Origin of the sequence: Nonomuraea africana (genome assembly GCF_014873535.1) — a bacterium.
Lineage (GTDB): Bacteria > Actinomycetota > Actinomycetes > Streptosporangiales > Streptosporangiaceae > Nonomuraea > Nonomuraea africana.
The window spans coordinates 245,653-265,122 of the sequence record NZ_JADBEF010000001.1; the positions used below are offsets into that span (position 1 = coordinate 245,653).

The following is a 19,470-nucleotide window of genomic DNA, read 5'->3' on the forward strand; positions in this document are numbered from 1 at the left end:
CACCCGATGGGCGGAAGCGAGCAGGAGGAGCGCGTACCGGTGGGGGATCGCCCGGACCCGGATCTGGTGGCGAGGTCCCTGGGCGAGGCTGAGCCCGGAAGCGTCGCCAGCACTCCGAACCGGACGGGGTCGGGGCCGGGGGTGGCCGAGCGAGAGCTCAACCGGGCGGCCGTGCGTTACGCGGTGTGGCTGCGTTCGGCGGTGATCGTGCCCTGCGTGGTTTTCGGGATCCTCGCGACACCGGACGAGCACAGATTGGCGACGCTCTCGATGGGGGCCGTCGCGATCGTGTGGTGCGCGCTCCGCCTGGTCTGGACGCGGAATCGGACGCTCCCGCGCTCGTGGGTCCCGGTAGCGGTCGACGCGACCGTCCTCGTGGCGGTGGGGCTCGGCCAGGCGGTGACCGGCGCCGGGGACCCGGGCGGCTGGGTGGTGGCGCTGGTCTCGATCACAGCCGTGACGTGTCCGTACGAGTGGCCCACCCGGCCGCTGGTGGGGTGCGGCCTGGGCCTGCTCGGGGCCGGTGCCTTCGTCGCGGGGGCCTTCGCTCACTCGGGCCAGTGGTCGCCGGTCGCGCTGGCCGGGGCGCGCGTGCTGCTGGAACTTATGCTGTCCCGGCTGTCTTATGTGCTCGTCCGCGCCCAGGCGCGCTCGGCGGACCGGCTCACCGAGCGGGTGGCGGCCCGGCGCCGGCACGCCGCCGTCGCCGCGGCCAGGCGCTCGAGCGAGCGGGAATACCTCGCGACCCTGCACGACACGGCGAGCACCACGCTACTGATGGTCGCGGTGGGAGCTCGCGACGGAACCCGGTGGGTGCCCGAGCGCGCCCGCCACGATCTGGAGGAGCTCGCCAAGGTGCCGGGATCGGGCGACGGCCGCATCGAGTTGGGGCCGCTGCTGAGCACCGCGACCCACCACCCCGCCGTCCGTGTCGAGGTGGAGATCGACGCTCTGCCTCCGCTGCCCGCGTCGCCGGCACTCGCGATCTTCCACGGCGTACGGGAGGCGCTGACGAATGTGGAGCGGCACGCGGGGGTTCCGGAGGCGTCCCTGCGGGCGGGGCTCGACGAGAGCGGAAGGATCGTGGTCGAGCTGCGGGACCGGGGCCGCGGTTTCGACCCGCGGCATGTCGCCCCGCACCGTCGCGGCCTCTCCGGTTCGATCGTGGAGCGGATGACCAGGGCGGGCGGCCGGGTGCTGGTCGCCTCGCGGCCGGGCGCCGGCACCACGCTGAGATGGACGTGGCCGGATGACGCAGACTGCTGAGCGCCGCCGCGGCAGGTCGGCCGTCCGCGTCGAGGAATTGCTCCTGCGCGGCGCCCGCGCGTCGGTTCTGGCCGTCACGGTGGCCGTTCAGTTCGGCCTGTGCCTACCCACGCTCATCGAGCACAGCCGGCGCTACGAGCCGCTGTGGCTAGAGATCGCCGGATTTGTCCTGATGGCCGGCGTCGCGGCCGGCGCGGCCGTGTGCCTGGCTCGATACGGCGGGATCCCGCCGCCCGTACGGCGCGCCGGCGCGGGGCTGGTGCTGCTCGCGGCGGGCGCGGCGGCGGTCGCCGCGCCGCCGGGCAACTATCTGGATCGGGCCCACTGGTACTTCGGTATGGTCGGCTGGTACGGCGTTCTGTTGCTGTTCGACCGGCCGCCCGCGCGACTGGCCCTCTTCCTCGGCGCGAACCTTGTCGTCGCCCTCGCCAAGGCCATCGTGTCCGGGTCGCCCGACCCGCGGGCATGGGCCGCGATGGCGGTGTCCGTGGTGTCCGTCTACGGGTTCCAGCTCGCGCTGAGCCTGGTGATCCGGGAGGTGTGGCGCGTCGCCGCGCGGGCGAGGGCGGCGGCGGAGGAAGAGGAGCAGTTCAGAACGGCGGAGGCGGTGGCCGAGCACGTCCACCGCGATCATCAGCAGCGCTACGTCGCGCTGCTGGGCACCGCCGTCCCGCTGCTGGCCGGGCTCGGCTACGGCTCGCTCGACCCGTCGGATCCTGACGTCCGGCGCCGCTGCGCGCACGAGGCGGCCAGGATACGGCGCCTGTTCGCGGAGAAAGACGACGTGTCCGACCGATTGGTGCACGAGTTGCGGGCGGTCATCGAGGTCGCCGAGCGAAGCGGGATCACCGTCCAGTTCGCGGCGCGGGGCGAGCCGCGGGAACTCTCCAAGGACGTGCGGCGCGAGCTGATCGACCCAGTGTCGGCCGTGCTCGCCGCGGCGGCGTCCAGCACCCGGGTCACGGTGGTCCGCACGCCCCACCGGGTCCGGGTCAGCGCCCTCGGCGACGGGCCGGGACCGCTGCGCCTGGAGTTCGGATCGCGGCACGTGGAGGTGCAGGGTGTGGTTGCGGAGAATCGACTGTGGGTGGAGGCGGTGTGGCCACAAGGGACGCCATCACGGTGACGCTGATCGACGACCATCCGGCGGTCCTGGCCGGGATGGAGTACTGGTACTCGACGGCGGATCCGCCGATCAAGGTCGTGGCCTCCGGCGCCACCGTGCAGACCGCGTGGGCGCCGCCAGGTGACGCGGCCGCGGTCGTCGTGCTCGACCTGCAACTGGGTGGCCGCCCGCCCGCCTACGACGACCTGCGACGGCTGGTCGACGCGGGCCGGCAGGTCATCGTCTACACCATGCGCGACGACGAGAAGACCGCGCTGACCTGCATGGACCTCGGGGCCTTCACCTTCCTCACCAAAGCCGAGGGAGAGGAGCACCTGACCGCGGCCACGGTCGCGGCCGCGCACGACCTGCCCTACACGCCGCCGGCGCTGGCCGGGGCGTTCGGCGCGGACACTGCGCCCGATCGGCCGAATCTCTCTCTGCGGGAGGAGGAGGTGCTGATCGAGTGGTTCCAGTGCGAGTCGAAGGAGCTCGTCGCGCGGAAACTCGGCATCACGCCGCGGACGGTCAACTCTTATCTCGACCGGGTCCGGATCAAGTACGCGAACGTGGGGCGGGAGGCCCGGACCAAGGCGAACCTGGTCGCGCGAGCGATCCAGGACGGACTGATCGACGTGGACGATCTGTGATCACATGATCACGGTGTGCATTGCGGGTCGAACGACCGTCACTCAGGACAGGTCCGGTTCCCTAGGGTGGTCGCCGCGTCACCGAGGCGGCCTTGGCACGCGCCTTTCGAGGCGTCGGCGGGGCGGTGCACCGGCGCGTATGCGCCCGGTCGATGCCGCTGAGGTCGCCGAGTGCCGAGCGCATCGGACGGTGACGGACTCGAACAGGCAATCACAAGAAGATTCGGGAGTTTGTGTCGTGAGGCGAGTTCGAAGGCGTTCATTCAAACGGGCGACCGTGCGCGGGGCAGGAGTGTGTGCGATCCTCGCGGCGGCGGTGGCGTTGCCGCTGTCGCCTACGGCTCACGCGGTCACCGCCGACAAGACGGACGACAAGCTGACCGCCGGCGAGATTCTCAAGCCGAATGAGTCGGTGAAGTCCGAGAACGGCCAGTACAAGCTGATCCAGCAGGTCCAGGGCAACCTCGTGCTGTACGGCCCCGGAAACAAGGCCCTCTGGGGGACGCCCACGTCGGGCACCACCGCGTACGCGACCATGCAGCGCGAGGGCAACCTCGTCATCTACAACGCCTCGAACCAGCCGCTGTGGGGAACCAACACCGCCGGCAACCCCGGCGCTTACCTCGAGGTGCAGGACGACGGCAACCTCGTCATCTACTCAGCGAGCAACGAGTTCCTCTGGTCGCGGCACGCCTACGTCGGGTCGCTCCCGTCCGGCCACACACTCAAGACCGGACAGTGGGTCCAGTCACGGAACGGCGAGTACAGGCTGCTCATGCAGAAGGAAGGCAACCTCGTCCTCTACAACCGGGCCGACAAGGGCCTGTGGACGACCCCCACAGGCGACAGGCCGGGGGCCTATGCCGCGATGCAGAGGGAAGGCAATCTGGTGATCTACAGCTCGTCGAACAAGGGCGTGTGGACCACTAAGACCGCGGGCAACTCCGGCGCGTATCTGGCAGTGCAGAACCAGGGCAAGGTCGTGATCTACTCCAAGGACGACCGGCCCCTCTGGTCGGTGAACTAGCGCTCTCGCCGTGACGCCGGGATCGCCTGCGGTGGCCGGGCGATCCGCGGCGTCACCCCCCTCATGCCGGAGGTCCGCGGGGCCAGAAGCAGTCGGCCCTCCTGTACACGGCGCGCGGATCTTCGGCGACGGCCCCAGCCCTGCCTGCCAAGCCCTGCTGGTGGCCCGCCTCCGCCGACGAGGCGTCGCATGTGCCCGCCCTCGAAGCCGTCGTCACGTATTTGCTTTGCGCATCCGTGAGCTCGAATGCTTCGGGCATCACCTCCTCAAGGGCCTGGACACCGATATCAACCTGCGCGTCTTCACCGCCGGAGCGTCTGAGATCGACCGAATGCCGCGCTTGCGCGACCGGCTCCGCGCCGGCGCCGAGCACCGCGATCACCATGTGCGGGCCAAGCGCGCCGGTGCGACGCGTGTGGCGGTAGTTGGCGAACCAGCGTTCCACCAGGCCGCGGGCGTCTTGTGAGTGGTGTAGTTGTCGCAGATCCGGTGGATATCGGGCTCTGCCGGAACCTCTTTGTCCCCTGCGACCAGTGAGACGTGGATGATCAGAGTGTTGGTAGTCGACGATCAGGCGCTCGGCCGCGCGGGCATGGCGGCCCTGATCCGCACGACCCCCGGGCTGGACGTCGCCGGTGAGGCCGGCACGGGTGAGGAGGCCGTGTCGCTCGTGCTGGCCACCAGGCCCGACGTTGTCCTCCTGAGCATCCGGGCGCCCGGCGCCGACGCCATCGCCATCATCGAACGGCTCCTCCGCCTGGCCGAGGAGCCCGCGCCCAGGGTTCTGGTTCTGGGCGGCGGCGATCCGCACGGCCACGTCTATCCGGCGCTGCGTGCCGGAGCGGCGGGGTTTCTCCTCAGGGACACCCCGCCGGCGCGGCTGCTGTCGGCCATCCGCACGGTGGCCGAGGGCGATGTGCTGCTGGCCCCCAGCGCGATCAAGGCGCTGATCGAGACGTGGGGGCCGGCCGGTCCGATCGCCTCGGCCCCGGACCTCGGGGCGCTGACCCGGCGCGAGGCGGAGGTGCTCGCACTGGTGGGACGCGGGTTGTCCAATCGGGACATCGCCGGCTTCCTGTCGGTCAGCGAGGCCACGGTCAAGACGCACCTCAACCGGGCGATGGCCAAGCTGGGGCTGTCCAGCCGCGCCCGCGTCGTGGCGATGGCCTACGACCGGGGGCTGGTCAAGCCCCGCCGTATGCAGGCCTGAGGTCCCGGCGGGCCGTGGGGCGGCCACGGCCCGCCGGGGCGGCTCAGAGATTCTTCCCCCAGTTCAGCGCCCGGGCGGCGACCTCACTCAGCTTGATCACGACCACCTTCCACCTGGCACCGTGGACCGGGAGCTGGGTCTCGAACTTGAACGTCTCCAGTCCGTACATCACCTCCGGCGTCTCCGACGACCTGGTGGTCGCCGTGCCGTGCTGCCTGCTCGCCATCGGGTCGATCTGTTCGTGCACCGTGCGCCAGTCGTAGCGCTGCACCGCCTGACTCTGCTGCACCGGCGTGCGCTGGGTCTTGGGCGGCGACAGGCGTTGCAGGGCCTTGCGGCTGATGGGCCGGTGGGGTGGTCGCGTCCGCTCCTTCCTGGGGAGGTCCCTTTCCGCGCGCTTCCTCTGGATGGTCCGCATCCGCTGGATGGCCCGGCGCGCCCGCGCCGCCGCTGCCGCCCGCTGCCTGGCCGCTGCCCGTGCGCGGGCCGCGGCCGCGGCGGCGCGCCGGCGGGCTGCCGCCTCGGCGGCCTTCCTCGCCTTCTCCGCCGCCCGCCGCTGGGCGAGCGCGGCGGCACGCCTGCGGGCCTGCTCCATCGCCTGGCGCCTGGCGATCTCGATGGCGCGTCTCCTGGCCAGTTCGGCGGCCTGGCGCCGGGCCGTCTCCATGGCCGCGCGCCTGGCCGCCGCCGCCGCTGCCCGCTGCGCCGCCCAGAGGGCGGCCCGCCGGGCGGCGAACTGCAGCCCGACGCGGACGGCCGCGATGACGAGGAACCACCAGAGCTGCCCGTCGGGGTCGCTCATCGAGACGGGGTTGTTGTTGGCGTAGGCGTAGGCGTTGAGCTGCTGCGGGTCGGACTCGTCGATGACGGGGTCCACGGAGAGGAACCGACCGGTCGCCGGGTCGTACTCGCGGGCTCCCAGGTGGACGAGGCCGGTGGTGGGGTCAGCCGTGCCGCCGACGAACCCGTTCTGGCCCGGCCACCATGGCGGCGCGGGGCCCCGGTCGGCGCCGAACGGGGTCTGGCGGCGAATGGCCAGCTCACCGGAGGCGCCGTCCACGGCGGCGTGGGCCGTGCCGTGGTGGTCGTTGCCGAAGAAGTACACCTTCCCCGCCGAGCTGCGCATCGCCACCGTCTGGCCGTTGACGGTGTAGTAGCGGCTGCCCTCCACGACGTCCTTGGCGTGGTCGAGGCGCAGCTCCAGGTCGTCCACGTACAGGGTGGTCTCGCCGGCGGTCTTGCGCAGCAGCCGGTCGCCGTCGGCGTCGTAGACGAACGACGTCGTCTTGCCGCTCTCGGTGACCGACTCCAGGTTGCCTTCGGCGTCCCAGACGAGCTGCTGCTCCGAGGAGCCGATCCGCCTGGTGACGGTGTTGCCGGCCGCGTCGTAGGCGTACGAGTCCGTGGTGGGCCCGCCGGTGACGGAGGTGAGTGCGTGCGGCCTGGCCGCGCCAGGCTCGGGGTAGGCGTAGGTGCGGGTCACCTCTGACCGCCCGCCGAAGGCGTGCCGGACCTCCTTGGTGCGGTTGCCCGTGGCGTCGTAGGCGTAGCTGACAGCGTACGGGGCCACGCCGCCGATCTTGTCCGGCTGCGGGCCGCCCGCGGCGCAGTCGTCGGTGGCCGTCCACGCCGAGGTCATGCGGCGCAGGTGATCGTAGGTGATGCACTGCGTGTCCAGGCCGCCGGTCGCCCTGTCGGCGATCCTGGTCACGTTGCCGGCGGGGTCGTAGCTGTAGTGCAGGTCCAGGTCCGAGCTCGAGCCGGTGTCCCGGTCGAGCTGGGAGCGGATCATCCGCCTGGTGCCCTCCTCATGGGTGAAGGTGAGCCAGGTCTTGCGGGTGCCGGTGCTGAGTTCGTACTGGAGCGTCTCGCCCAGCTTGCTGTAGCGGGCGTCGGTGACGTACGACGACAGGCCGGTGACCCGGACGGGGCGGCGCAGCCCGTCGTAGCCGTAGGTGACGGTCTCCGCCGCCAGGCCGCCCGCCTCCGGGAAGGTGACGGACTGGACCTGGTCGTCGGGGGTGTAGCGGGTGTTGAAGACGTAGGAGCCGGCGAGCTTGCCCTCGCGCTCGGGGATCGTGATCGTCTGCCGCAGCGGGCGGTAGTCCCGGTCGATCGCGTTGATCTCGGCCTTGTACGCCTGCCCACCCGCGTACCGGATGGTGGCGTTCAGGTGCCCCTTGGCCAGGGCGTCGTACTTCCACTCGGCCAGCAGCGGGCCGGTCTCGGACCCCTCGCGCAGCGAGGTCTTGCGGCCGAGCGCGTCGTAGCCGTACCACAGGGTCCGGCCGCGGGCGTCGGTCGTGGAGACGACCTCGTCGGTGTCGTTGTAGACGGTCGTCGTGATGCCCTTGTCGGGGTCCTCGGTCCTGATCTCCCGGCTGCGCAGGTCGTAGTGGTGCCGCCAGACGTTGCCCGTCGGGTCGGTCACCGTGGCCAGGCGGCCGGCCTTGTCGTAGGTGTACTTGGTGGACTCGTACTCGCCGGTCGGGGTGGGTCCCTTGTACTGGCGCAGCTCGACGACGCGGTCCTCGGCGTCGCCGATGTGGGTGGTGGCGGTGCCGCCGGGCGGCGGGGTGATGTCCACGCGGTCGCCCTGCCGGACGGCCTTGGTGGCCCACTTCTCGACGCCCTTGACCCGGAAGCTCTGCTGGACCAGCTCGCCGGTGCCGTCGTAGACGCCGACGATCTGGCCGGCCATGTCGTCGTCGGAGACGGCGAGCAGCTCGGTCGAGGGCTCGCCGGTGCTGTAGTAGCCGGTGTTGGTCTTGGCGATCTCGCCGAGCGAGTTGTGGAAGGTGTCGGTGAGCACCCGGCCGCCGCCGGTGGCCGGCTCCTGGGTCTGGCGCTCGCGCATCAGGCCGTCATACAGCTCGTGGCTGGTGATGTACGTGCCATCGGCGGCCAGCGTTCTGGTGGTGATCACATTGGGGCCGTCGGAGCGGACGATGTACGCGTACTCGGTGTTGGGCGACTGGCCGGCCGCCCTGTCGCGGTCGGGCTGCCAGACCTTGACCAGCCGGCCGAGCGGGTCGTGCTGGAGGTCGGTGCGGCGACCGTTCTCGTCCACCTGGGCCACCGCCTCGCCCCAGGCGGGGTCGAGGTAGGTGACGTCGGCGTGGCCGAGATGGTTGACGGTCCTGACCTCGGTCGCGGGCGAGCCGGAGGCCGGCACGTACGTGGTGGTCAGCTTGCCGCCGGCCACGTCGGTCTCGGAGGTGAGCCGGCCGTAGTCGTCGTAGGTGCGGATCATCTCGGGGACGTACCGGGGCGTGGCCCCGTCGTAGCCGGCCAGTTCCTCGGTCCTGGTGACGTCGCCCTTGACCGGCGGCTGCCCGAAGGCCCGCCCGTCGAAGTGCGTACGCACGTCCGACAGCACGTCCTGGGGCCGCTGCGGCTCGGCCGAGCAGGGCTTGGCCACGGTCTCGACCCGGCTGACGAAGTCCAGCATCCAGGCCGCGGTGTCGCGGGTGTGCGTGTAGCGGGTGCACACGTCGTCGCCGGGCACGGCCACGTCGCCGAGGTCGTGGACCTGGGTGACCAGGCCGTGCTCGTCGTACGCGCGCTCCTCGGAGGTGCGCCGCCACGTCCCGTCGTGCAGGAGGGTGCGGGCGAGCGTGGCCTTGGTCTCCACGAGGTAGGCCGTCTTGGTGACACCCTCGAACGTGGAGGTGGCTGTCTGCCGCCACCACGGCTCCTCGACGGTGGCCGAGAGGATCTTGCCGCCGTCGCCGTCGTGGACGACGGTCTCCCTCTCCATCCCGGCGAGCTGGTCGTGATCATCGCGCGTGACGCCCTCGGAGTCGACGACGTGCACGTCCTTGCGTCCACCATCGGCCAGGCGGTCACCGTCCATGCCGCGGAAGTAGACGTGCTCGGTCAGCGTGCGCTTGCCGTCCTGGCCGTCGCCCTGGCGCACCCGTACCTTGCCGAAGCCGCGCCAGTCGGACCAGGTCCGCTCGGCGGGCTTGGTCAGGATGTTCTCGGAGTAGCGCCAGGCGGCGCCGCCCACGTACTCGTAGTCGGTGACCACCCACGGCGAGCGAGCGGTGCGGTCGATCTCCACGGTCTGGGCGACGACGTGCTTGTGGAACCAGTCCAGCACCTCCGTCTCGTCCTGCGGCACCCAGCGCTGCGGGTAGCAGCGCATGGTGTTGCGGTCCGGGGCCGGCAGGTTGGACGGGGTGCACTCCTCGGGCGCGTACGTGACCCGCAGCTCGGCTCCCGCCTCGGTGTAGACCGACTGGACGCGCCACTTGATCAGCGGTGCGCGGCCCTCGTCGGCGTCCACCCGGTTGTCGAGCTGCACCCCGGCGAAGGTCACCTTGGGAAGGGTGACGGTACTGCCGACGTGGCCGGCGTGCTGGATCGAGGCCAGCCACAGCGCGGGGCTGAGTCCGTCGCCCGTGGCGGGGAAGGAGTGGGTCAGCGTCCAGGAGTCGACATCCTTGTACGCGCCGCCGGACAACACCTGCGTGGTGACCTTGGCCAGCCGCTTGCGCGTCCAGAAGGTGGGCGAGGTCCGATCCTTGCACACCTCGCCGGCCGCGCAGTTGCGGTCGAACGGCACGTCCGGCCAGTGGGCCGCGGTCTCCTTGGTGAGCTGGCCCGGCTCGCAGGTGATCGCCCCGCTGGGCAGGCACCGCTCGGCCGTCGTGAACACCACGCGCGCCGACGGCGCCCCGGTGAACAGCTCGCCCGAGCGGTAACCGTAGTCGATCCTGGCGAGCTGGCCGCCCCGGTCGTAGGGCGTGCCGAGCTCGGGCTTGCCGTCACGGCCGTAGTGGTTCTGCTCGCGCTCGTACCAGTACGTGGTGGCGTTGCCGTGCCGGTCGGCCACGTGGTCGAGGTTCCACCGCCACGCCTGCTGGCACCAGGCGTCGGCGGCCACGGCGTTGTGGCAGGGCTCGCCGGCCTCGTTGCCGAACACCGGCACGGTCCAGGCCGACGCGGTCTCCGGCTTGCCGCTCACCCAGCCGGGCAGCCGGTTGAGGCCGAAGGTGTACTGGGTGCCGTCGGCGGTTGTGACCCGCCAGTGCTCGCCGTTGTCGTCGCCGTTGGCGGCGCCGGTCAGGTGCTCGACGCGGGTGCCGTCGTCGCGCTTGAGCCGCCACTGGCCGCCGGCGGCGTCCTTGACGAGCTCGTTCGCCGAGCCGTTGAGCACGAGCGTGGCGTTGTCGTGGTCCCAGCACAGGTCGCCGGTCTGCTTGCCGTCGGCCGAGCAGGACTTGTAGCGGCGCTCGATGTAGCCGCCGGGCGTGAGGTCGAAGCCCTCGCCGGCCCAGGACGCCTGGTTGTTGGTGGCGGAGGTGCGGCCGTCCACGCTCTGGGAGGAGTAGCCGAGCGCCACCGTCGGCTCGTCGCCGCCGATCGCGGGCGGGACCCGCATCGGGTAGTTCCAGGAGAAGTCGCCCGACTGGGGGCCGACGCTCCAGGTGGCGGACTGGGCCAGCGGCGTGGCCTTGTAGTCGCCGGACGGACCCGCCGGGGTGCTGGTCAGGGCGTAGAGGCGGGTACCGGTGGCGGCGACGTCCATGTCGGCGGTGAGCGTGCCGGCGCGCGCGTCGTTCTCGGCGCGTACCGGCTCGGGGGCCGGGCAGTCCCGCACCGCCGCGTCCAGGGCGCAGTCGGGCAGCTTGACCAGGGCGAGGCGGGCGGCGTAGTCGCCGCCGAAGGCGTGGCGGAAGCCGGAGTAGTCCATCCGCATGCGGGCCTTGCCGCCGCGGGTGGCGGCCTGCCCCGGCGAGACGCGCAGCACGACGCCGGGCACCGCGGCGGACGTGGCCCGCTCCAGCACCTCCAGCTTGACCTGCTCGGGCGGCTTGGCCCGGCCGGAGGGGGCGTCCATGCGCACGGCCAGCGAGCCGGCCGCGACCTTCGCGGACCGGCCCGGCGACAGCTCCACCGCCCCGGCGCGCGGCCAGGTGACGGCGAGGGCGGCGGTCAGCGCCTGCTTGGCGGCCGGGTCCTCGCGCTTGGGCAGCACGGGCACGGGCACGCCCGGCACCGGCTCCTCGCGCTGCACGCCGGGCCGCTCCCGGCGCTCGGCCTGGGCGGGCAGCGCCGGGGCGAGCGGCACGGTGACGAGCACCGACAACGCCGCGCACGACCGGGCGAACCAGCGGAGCAGCCGGGGATGGAAATCGTAGATCAATAAGCTCGAGCGTCCGGTCTCCGGGAACTCCTCAGAGACGTCCATCGTCACCATCCATGGGGGATCAGGCGCGGGCCGGCGGGGCGAGCACCCCGCCGGCGGGCGGGTCATTCTGCGGCGAGCCGGGCGATGTCGTCGTCGCCCAGAGCGCCCTGGTAGGTGCGTACGTCGTCGAGGACGCCCGGCCAGTGGGCGGTCATGGTCCCGGCGAAGATGCCCCTGCCGAGCTGGAGCGGCCCGTCGGCGTTCCACGTGCTGTAGTGGTCGGCCTGGGCACTGGCCACGAGCTGACCGCCGACGTAGACGCGCAGCTTGCGGGCAGGGGCGTCGTACACGCCGGCCAGGTGGGTCCACTCCATCGTGTGCGGCACGGCGTCGGAGCGGGCCATCACGAGCGTGGGCGCGTCGGCGTCGGCGTCGATCATGGCGAAGCCCCAGCGGGGCCCCTGCGCCGTGTAGCCGAGTGCGAATGCGCTGGTCCGCTTGCCGCTCTGGGCCACGGCCACGCTGTCGGCCGCGGGCAGCGTGTCGAGCTGGACCCAGGCGCTGGCGGTGAAGCTCTGGTCGGTGCGGATCGCGGGGCCGGCCGCCGCGGCGTACCCGGCGGTCCCGTCCACGGCCAGCGCGCCGCCGAGCCAGCCCTGTGTCCACGCCGCGCCACCGCCGAGGGTCAGCGGCCCGGTACGGCCCGCCGCGTCGGCGGCCGTGGTGCCCTCGCCCTCGTCCAGCTTCCAGTGCCCGGTCAGCGTGGAGCCCTGGTTGACCAGCCGGACGATCTCCTCGGCGTACACCGCCCGGTCGTGCATGCGCACGTCGTCCACCTCGCCCGGCCAGGGGTCGGCGAAGCCCCCCTGGTGCTGGGCGCGCCCGAACTGCAGCGCGCCCGCCGGTCCGGTCCCGCCGTGATAGGCGACGGGACCGGCGGCCAGGTGGCCGTTGACGTACAGGTACATGGCCCTGGCCGCCGCGTCGTAGACGCCGGTCAGGTGGGTCCACTCCCCAGCCCTCGGCGTCACGGCGGGGTTGTCGGCCCACACCGACTGGGACGTGCCACCGGAGTTGTTCATCTTGAACGACCACGACCTGGTGGCGGCGCGGTAGCCGAGCCAGATCCCGGCGTGCAGCTCACCGTCCTGGCTGACGGCGGCGGCGTTGTGCGCGGGCAGCTCGGTGAGCCGGACCCAGGCCGAGAGGGCGAGGTTGTTCCCGGTGGAGACGACCGCCCCTGCGGTGGCGGCGTGTTGGCCGGCCGCCGTGAAGCGCAGAGCCGTGCCCTGGCGTCCGTCGGTCCAGGCCGGGCCGTTCAAGGTCGCGGGATGGGCGCCCGCCGTGTCGGCTGCGGTGCCTCCCTGGCCCTCGTCGAGCGTCCAGTGGCCGACGGGTCCCGTGCCGTCCCTGACGTTGAAGACATAGCTGCGGATCGGGCCCTGCTTGCCGGCGGCGTCCTTGCTGCGTACCGACAGCACGTTGGGGCCGTCCTCGTCCGGGGTGAGCCGGACGGTGGCCTTACCGGCCACGGTGTCCGCCTTCACCTCGGTCTCGGGGTTGGTGTTGAGGCCGTACACGAACGCGGTCACGTCGGTGACGCCGTTGGCGTCGAAGGTGAACTCGCCGGCTCGGCCGAGCCCCTCGCCCCAGGCGTTCTCCGGATACTGGGCCGAGGTGACCAGGGGTTCGCGGCCGGGAGCGGTGGTGTCGATGAGGATCTCGCACCACGGGCTCCACGCGCTGGTGGCGAGGCCGTCCTCGGCGCGTACCCGCCAGCGGATCGTCGAGCCGTCCGCGTACGCGCCCGCCGGGATGTTCGCGTAGAACGCGTTCTCGGAGGAGGCGGCGGGGGTGAGGTGCTCGCCCACCTTGGTCCCGGCGGCGTTCCACCACTCGAAGCGGCCCCTGACGGAGTTGTCGCCGTCGCGCAGCTTGGCCCAGAGCTTGGGTGTGGCGGTGCCCACGGCGGGCCGGGCGGTGCCCGACAGGCAGCCACCGCCCGGGTCGGACCAGGCGTCCGCGGCCAGGGGAGCGGCGGGCGGGCTGTTGTACTCGATGACCAGGACGGGGTTGTTGTGGAACTTCTTCCACGCGTACGTGTCGCCCTCGTCGGTGGCCCGCAGGCCCAGCGTGATCGTCGGCCAGTTCTCTGCCGCGGCCCGCACCGCCGCGTGCGTGGCGTCGAACTCCACGCCGCCGGCCGGGCAGCCGGTGCTCCAGCCCTTGGCCACGTGCTCGGTGTCCAGGTGCGTCACCCAGGCGGGCTGGTTGTTCCAGGTGGTGCCGCTGCCGATGACGCTGGTCAGCCAGAGCTCGACCGGCCGGGCCGAGCAGGACCAGGACCAGCTCTCGTACGTGCGCAGCGTGGCCTTGAGAATCTGCTTGCCGTGAATGGCCGAGCCGTTGTTCATCTGGAAGAACGAGCGGTTGGTCTGGCCGGTCTGGTTCTCGAAGCCGACGCGGGCCACGTCGCCGGAGTTGAGGTAGTTCGTGTTCGGGTACTTCTCCCATACCGCCGTCCACGCGCCGCGTGGCGCGGACACCGACGGGTCCAGATAGACCGGGTAGCGGGTGCCGGGCGCGGTGAGCATGGCCTTGTCGGGAGCGAGGGTCAGAGTGTCTCCGCTCACTTCCAGGCCCATCCGCTCGTGCCGGGAACCGGGCGCCGGCCCCTGGCCGGAGGCCATGGTCAGGCGGCGCCCTTCCGGGGTGGCGGGCGAGTCCCACATGAGCGGGGTCGGGGCGACGAACATCGCGGCGCCGCCGCGGTCCACTGCCTGCAGCCCGCCTCCCTTGCCTTCCCGTACGGACAGGTTGCGGGAGCTGAGCGAGTACCGCAGTCGGTCCAGCCGGCCGTTGAGCGCCGCCTGCCGGTTCTTGACGACGAGCACGTGCGAGAAGCCGTCCACGTCGGCGGTGACCTGGAGGTCCACGCCCGGCAGCACCTCGGCGTAGGTGGCGGTGGGGCCGTCCAGCGTCGGGGTGGGCAGCGGGCCCGGCCAGCCCACGGAAAGTGACCGGGTGCCGCGCGAGACGGTGGCCATCGTGGTCCGGCCGCCGCCGGAGAAGCGCAGCCCCACGGCCGTCGCGCCGGGGGCGATCGACCCGTCGGGCAGGCGGCGCAGGGTGGTGTCTACCGGGGTCCAGCGGCCGCCATGGCGGACGCGTATGGGGCGGGCGTGCTGCTCCAGCACGAAGGTGCTCTCGGGGGTGGCGTGCACGGTGCGCGTCTCGGTGCGCAGGGAGGCGACCTCGACCCGCTCACCGACGCGCCGCGCCGCGACGAGGGCCTCCCCCTCGGTCGCGGCGGCGGTCTGGCGGGGCGGCGTCGCGGGCTCGGCCGCCCGGGCGGGCGGGCCGCTCAGCAGCAGGCCCTCACCCAAAAAGAAAGCAGCCGCGGCGGCGACTGCTGCGATGCGTCTCACGGTGGGGCGATGGCCGGGCCCGGTATGCGTGCTCCTGGCCATCACCACTCCGCTAACGCGGCGGGCGGGTTACTGCGTGCGTCCACGATCTCTCCGAACTCTCCTTCGGCCGAGGTGGGCCGATCTCGCTCGAAATATATGGTCGCGATCACGCTGAGTCGTCAACCCGCCGCGGTAGATCGGCTCAACCTTCGCTGTAGGACTCCCCAGCACCACCGCCTTGGGCCGCCCCGGCACGCCCGATGCCGCCGCCGAGCTGCGTGCGCAACTGAACCCACAGGGGAATCCCCGAAAATCCCGTCGCCGCCAGGAAGGTGGCGATGAGCGTGTACGGCACGAGCGTCAGCCTGCCGCGCCAGGACTGGAAGTACGGCGCGCTGCCCGGCGAGGCGAAGCAGCCCGGTGTCCACCTCATGCGCTCGGTCAGCTGGGCGGTGAATGCCAAGACCAAGCATCCGCGTGAGGCTGTGCAACTGGTGGACTTCCTGCTCAACGACCCGGAGGCGGGCAAGGCGCTGGGCCTTTCGCGTGGCGTGCCACCCAACTCGGCCATCGCCACATCGCTGGTGCCCGGCCTCGACCCGCGGGACAAGCAGATCGCCGACTACGTCGAATACCTGCGCAAGCCGGGGAACAGCGGCAAGGCGCCCGCTCCCGACCCGGCCGGAGGCAAGGAGATCCGCTCGGATCTGCTCACCCGGCACACGCAGGACGTCTGGTTCGGCAAGAAGAGCGTCGAGCAGGCGGCCGAGGCGTTCGTCCAGGAGGCGGCCAAGGTCATGGGGCGCTCGAGTTGATCAAACGTGACCTCGCGGCCTACGCGTTCCTGATCCCTTGGTTCGCCGGGTTGCTCCTGCTGGTCGTGATGCCGCTCGGGTGGTCGCTCTACCTGTCGTTCACCGACTACGACCTGCTGTCGGATCCGACGTGGGTGGGTTTCGGAACTACGTGGAGCTGTTCACCGCCGATGACAGGTTCCTGCACTCCGTCGTGATCACGGGTGGCTACGTGCTGGTGGCGGTGCCGTTGCAGCTGGCAGCGGCGTTGGCCGCCGCGCTCCTGCTGGTCAGGGATCGGCGGGGCAAGAGCGTTTACAGGTCGCTGTTCTACCTGCCGTCGCTGCTGGCGGCGAGCGTCGCAGTCTCGATCACCTGGCGCGCCATGTTCGACTATGGCGGAGCGGTGAACGGCGTGCTCGGCTGGTTCGGCGTCTCGGAACGTTCCTGGATCAACGATCCGGCCACCGTGATCTGGACGATCGTGGCGCTGGAGGTGTGGCGGTTCGGCGCTCCGATGGTCATCTTCCTGGCCGGACTCAAGCAGATCCCCGGCGAGCTGTATGAGGCCGCGGCTCTCGACGCCCCGCCGGCCGAGCTCGACGACATGTATCTGGCCAGCAATGCCAAGCGGCACCTGGTCTACGACTACACCGACGACGACTCCTGCGGGTACAGCTGCGGCCGCAATGCGGATCACACGATCGACACGGTCGCGCTGGCGGGTGACGGCGGCTACTACGGTGAGGGTGGCATCCAGGGGTACACCTTCGCCATCGAGAACTGGGTCTTCGACCGCTACGACGCCTTCATGGCGGACCTGCGCACGGGAAACCGCACGCCTGCGCAGCTCAAGGCCGATCTGGCTGCCTGGCAGCAGTCGATGGCGCAGACCATGAAGACGCACTACATCAACGGCACGACTCCTTCATAAAACCCTGCCGATCTGTCGATTATTCTACCCCTGGGTCATCCAGGTGATAAGGAATCTGGTGATGGATCTGGAGGATGTTGGCTGCCGGGCGCGCTTTCTGATCCGAGACCGGGATGGAAAGTTCCCGGCCCTCATGGACGAGATCCTCGCCGAAGTAGGTATCCAGAACGTGCTCACCGGTATCCGGATGCCGCGGATGAACTCGATTATGGAGCGGTGGGTGCAGTCGTGCCGCCACGAGCTTCTGGACCGCTGCTTACTGTGGAACGAACGCCATCTACGTCACGCCCTGCACGAGTATGAACAGTTCTACAACCAGCATCGAGCCCATCAAGCTCTGGACCAGGCGGCTCCATTACGCGCCGTCCCGGATCCGATCACCAATCCAGCCCGAATCGTCGACTTGAATGTACGCCGACGAGATCGGCTCGGCGGAGTCCTCCACGAATACTCACACGCAGCTTGAGCACTGCGAGTGGCCGGGTCCGCCGCGCTCGCGGCGGACCCGGCTTCTTCAGGAGGCCGGACCCACCTTGATGGTGGTTCGCAGGCCCCTGTTCGCTTCCTTCACCACGTCGATCCTGGTGTTGGTGTCGGGCGGGATGACGCCCTGCTGGGGGTTGGTGCTGTACCAGTAGACGCCGGTGCGGTCGTTGAAGGAGGAAACCCCCGGCAACGACGGGAAGATCGTCTTCGCACCGTCCTTGTGCAGCGCCACCCGGTCGGTCGGGGTCAGTCCGAAGGGCGAGTCGAACACCTGGATCCGGCTGTTGACCCTGGTGTAGTCCTTCCAGAGCAGGGGCACAGCACGGGCGTCGATCGGCAGAATCATGCCCTCGCCGACGTGGTTACGGGTGGCGTTGTCGGTGTAGGAGGTGTCCCACAGCCAGATGAGCAGGCCGTCCTGATAGGGGTAGTGCTCGTAGATCTCCCGCCGCGCGGGGTCGTTGGAGAAGCCGGCGCTGTACGGACCGGTCTTGAGGTAGGCGCCGTAACCGGTGTAGCGCCGGTTTTCGGCGATGTAGGCGCGCGGGTGGTCTTTCTTGCCGGTCTTTCCGGTACGGCTGAAGCCCACGGCGGTCCAGCCGTTGTCGCCGCCTTCGACGTCGTCCTGGACGACGCCGGTGATGGAGTCGATGAGGAAACCGTTCTCGACGGTGTTGGTGTCGGTGAAGTAGCGGAAACGGAACTGGACCTTCTTGCCCGCGTAGGCGTCCAGGGGCAGGCTGAGGTCGGTCCAGCCGCTGCGGCCGGTGATCCCGGGGACGCCGTCGACGGAGGGAATCGGCTGCCCGCCGGCGGTGCCGCCGATCGGTTGCCATAACTTGCCGTCCTCGGAGACCTCGGCGTAGAGATAGTCGAAGTCCTGCTCGATCTGGTACCAGACCTTGGCGTCGAGCTTGGCCGTCGTCAGCCCGGTGAGGTCGAGCTCGCGGGTGAGCGTCTCGTTGAGGTAGTCGCCCTTGCCGCTCCACCACTGGAAGGACCCCTGGGCGGGGTCGACCAGCTCGGTGGTGACCGTGTGCGGTGGCAGGTCGACGATGACGGCCTGCGGATCGGCGGTGTTGTAGGAGCTCACCCCGAGGGTGTGGGTGGAGGCGGTGGCGGCTTTGGCCCTGTCGTGGCTGAGCCAGCCGAGCCGCAGCTTGCTCCACGCGTCCAGGTCGCCGGGGAACTCCCCGGTCTGCCCGTTCTTCTTGCCCAGGTAGGAGCCGCTCGACATGAGCGACCAGAATTCGACGCTGTTGCTGCCGCCGCCGTCGTACAGGTCGGGCAGGCCCAGGTCGTGGCCGTACTCGTGGGCGATCAGGCCGACGCCGCTGTTCTCGCCCGCGGTCAGGAACTTGCCGACCCAGATGCCGGTGTCGCCGATCTGGGTGCCGCCGCGCAGGTTGCCCGCGGGACCCGAGTGCCCGCGCAGGTTCCAGAAGGCGTCGTGGCTGACCGCCCAGAGCGCGTCGGCGCCCTGCGCGCCCCCGCCCCATGTCTGGTCGACGCCGGCGTGGATCACCTGGAAACGGTCGAGGTAGCCGTCGGGCTCGTCGAAGTTCCCGTCGAAGTCGTAGTCGTATCGGTCCCAGACGTCGAAGCTCTTGAGCTCCGCCGTGATGTCCTCGACGCTGCGGCCCTTGGCGCGTTCGGCGTCGTACCAGGCGTTGGCGGAGTCCTTGACGAAGTCGAACAGGGGCGTGTCGCAGTCCAGGCCGCTGTCACATCGCGGCGTGCCGTACCGAGACTCGTTGTAGGGGACCTTCACCCAGTCGGAGACGTAGCCGTCGACGTCATAACGGCCCGAGGACTGCAGCCGGTAGAAGTTGCGCAGCGAGTTGGCACCCTCGGCGTCGTTGAAGTAGATGTCCTGGTAGTAGGCCCGGTTGAAGTCCAGCTGCCAGAGGGTGTGGTTGTCGTAGCTTCGCTGCGGTTTCGGGATCTGGTTGTGCAGTGGGCCGGGCACGCCGCCGTAGCGGATCTGGCCGTTGTGCAGCGTCTGGTTGTCGATCTTGTCGCCGAACTCGGCGAGCACGGTGAAGATCTTGTCTTTGCGTTCGAGGGCGAGCTCGACGTACTGGTCGCCGACCTTCACCGGGCCGGAGGCTCGCGCGCTCACCTTGGGGCTCGAGAGCACCTGCTCCATGGCCTTGTCGCGTAAGGCGCGTTCCTGTACGGCGATCGGGTTGAGGACGTCCTCCTGGTGACGTCCCTCGCCCGGCGGGGTGGCGGTGACCTTCGTGGAGGGGGTGGGCGTCGGCGTCGGATCGGCGGAGGCAAGCCCTGGCAGCGCCGAGGCGCCCAGGACCGTTCCGGTCAGCCCGATAACGAGCATGGCGGTGAGCTTACGCACGCGGGGGGTTCCTTCCGTCATGGGCCAGATCTCTGGCCACGCGGGTGGTCGCGCGTAATATGTCACATGTTAGTAATCTTGCGACAGGGGCGG

General features: G+C 70.7%; 12 protein-coding genes. 8 read left to right on the forward strand and 4 right to left on the reverse strand.

Translation table 11 applies throughout. The features are described 5' to 3' along the window. Positions 1 to 39 precede the first annotated feature (39 nt). The 4 genes from H4W81_RS01110 (at position 40) to H4W81_RS01125 (ending at position 4,048) form a co-directional block, all read left to right on the forward strand. Positions 40 to 1,266, forward strand: a complete 1,227-nt coding sequence (locus H4W81_RS01110) for a sensor histidine kinase (RefSeq protein WP_192773070.1) — start codon at positions 40 to 42, stop codon at positions 1,264 to 1,266. Next, positions 1,250 to 2,392 carry a hypothetical protein gene (locus H4W81_RS01115; protein WP_192773071.1) on the forward strand — a complete coding sequence of 381 codons (1,143 nt, stop codon included), beginning with the start codon at positions 1,250 to 1,252 and terminating at the stop codon, positions 2,390 to 2,392. Before H4W81_RS01110 ends, H4W81_RS01115 begins: the two co-directional genes overlap by 17 nt. Beyond that, positions 2,365 to 3,021, forward strand: a complete 657-nt coding sequence (locus H4W81_RS01120) for a DNA-binding response regulator (protein ID WP_318781446.1) — start codon at positions 2,365 to 2,367, stop codon at positions 3,019 to 3,021. The genes H4W81_RS01115 and H4W81_RS01120 overlap by 28 nt, the downstream gene beginning before the upstream one ends. Before the next feature lie 277 nt (positions 3,022 to 3,298). After that, the gene (locus H4W81_RS01125) at positions 3,299 to 4,048 is read left to right on the forward strand and encodes a curculin domain-containing protein (RefSeq protein ID WP_192773072.1); all 750 of its coding nucleotides are present in this window, start codon (positions 3,299 to 3,301) and stop codon (positions 4,046 to 4,048) included. A gap of 61 nt (positions 4,049 to 4,109) precedes the next feature. Here H4W81_RS01125 and H4W81_RS01130 read toward each other — a convergent pair whose 3' ends face one another. Continuing rightward, entirely contained in the window at positions 4,110 to 4,493 is a 384-nt protein-coding gene (locus H4W81_RS01130; RefSeq protein ID WP_192773073.1) for a hypothetical protein, read from the reverse strand. A gap of 99 nt (positions 4,494 to 4,592) precedes the next feature. Between H4W81_RS01130 and H4W81_RS01135 the strand changes: the two genes are divergently transcribed. Next, entirely contained in the window at positions 4,593 to 5,258 is a 666-nt protein-coding gene (locus H4W81_RS01135; RefSeq protein ID WP_192773074.1) for a LuxR C-terminal-related transcriptional regulator, read from the forward strand. Between the two features lie 43 nt (positions 5,259 to 5,301). Here the strand turns inward: H4W81_RS01135 and H4W81_RS01140 are convergent, their stop codons facing one another. Further along, the gene (locus H4W81_RS01140; RefSeq protein ID WP_192773075.1) at positions 5,302 to 11,457 is read right to left on the reverse strand and encodes an RHS repeat domain-containing protein; all 6,156 of its coding nucleotides are present in this window, start codon (positions 11,455 to 11,457) and stop codon (positions 5,302 to 5,304) included. 62 nt (positions 11,458 to 11,519) lie between these two features. Continuing rightward, the gene (locus tag H4W81_RS01145) at positions 11,520 to 14,825 is read right to left on the reverse strand and encodes a LamG-like jellyroll fold domain-containing protein (RefSeq protein ID WP_192773076.1); all 3,306 of its coding nucleotides are present in this window, start codon (positions 14,823 to 14,825) and stop codon (positions 11,520 to 11,522) included. Between the two features lie 320 nt (positions 14,826 to 15,145). Between H4W81_RS01145 and H4W81_RS01150 the strand changes: the two genes are divergently transcribed. The 3 genes from H4W81_RS01150 (at position 15,146) to H4W81_RS01160 (ending at position 17,001) form a co-directional block, all read left to right on the forward strand. Beyond that, on the forward strand, positions 15,146 to 15,622 hold the full coding sequence (locus H4W81_RS01150; RefSeq protein WP_192773077.1) for a hypothetical protein: 477 nt from the start codon (positions 15,146 to 15,148) through the stop codon (positions 15,620 to 15,622). 130 nt (positions 15,623 to 15,752) lie between these two features. Continuing rightward, a complete protein-coding gene (locus H4W81_RS01155) occupies positions 15,753 to 16,535 on the forward strand; it encodes a carbohydrate ABC transporter permease (protein ID WP_192773078.1) in 783 nt (260 codons plus the stop codon). Between the two features lie 61 nt (positions 16,536 to 16,596). Further along, positions 16,597 to 17,001, forward strand: a complete 405-nt coding sequence (locus H4W81_RS01160) for an integrase core domain-containing protein (RefSeq protein ID WP_192773079.1) — start codon at positions 16,597 to 16,599, stop codon at positions 16,999 to 17,001. Between the two features lie 48 nt (positions 17,002 to 17,049). Here H4W81_RS01160 and H4W81_RS01165 read toward each other — a convergent pair whose 3' ends face one another. Next, positions 17,050 to 19,377, reverse strand: a complete 2,328-nt coding sequence (locus H4W81_RS01165; RefSeq protein ID WP_192773080.1) for an immune inhibitor A domain-containing protein — start codon at positions 19,375 to 19,377, stop codon at positions 17,050 to 17,052. Positions 19,378 to 19,470 lie beyond the last annotated feature (93 nt).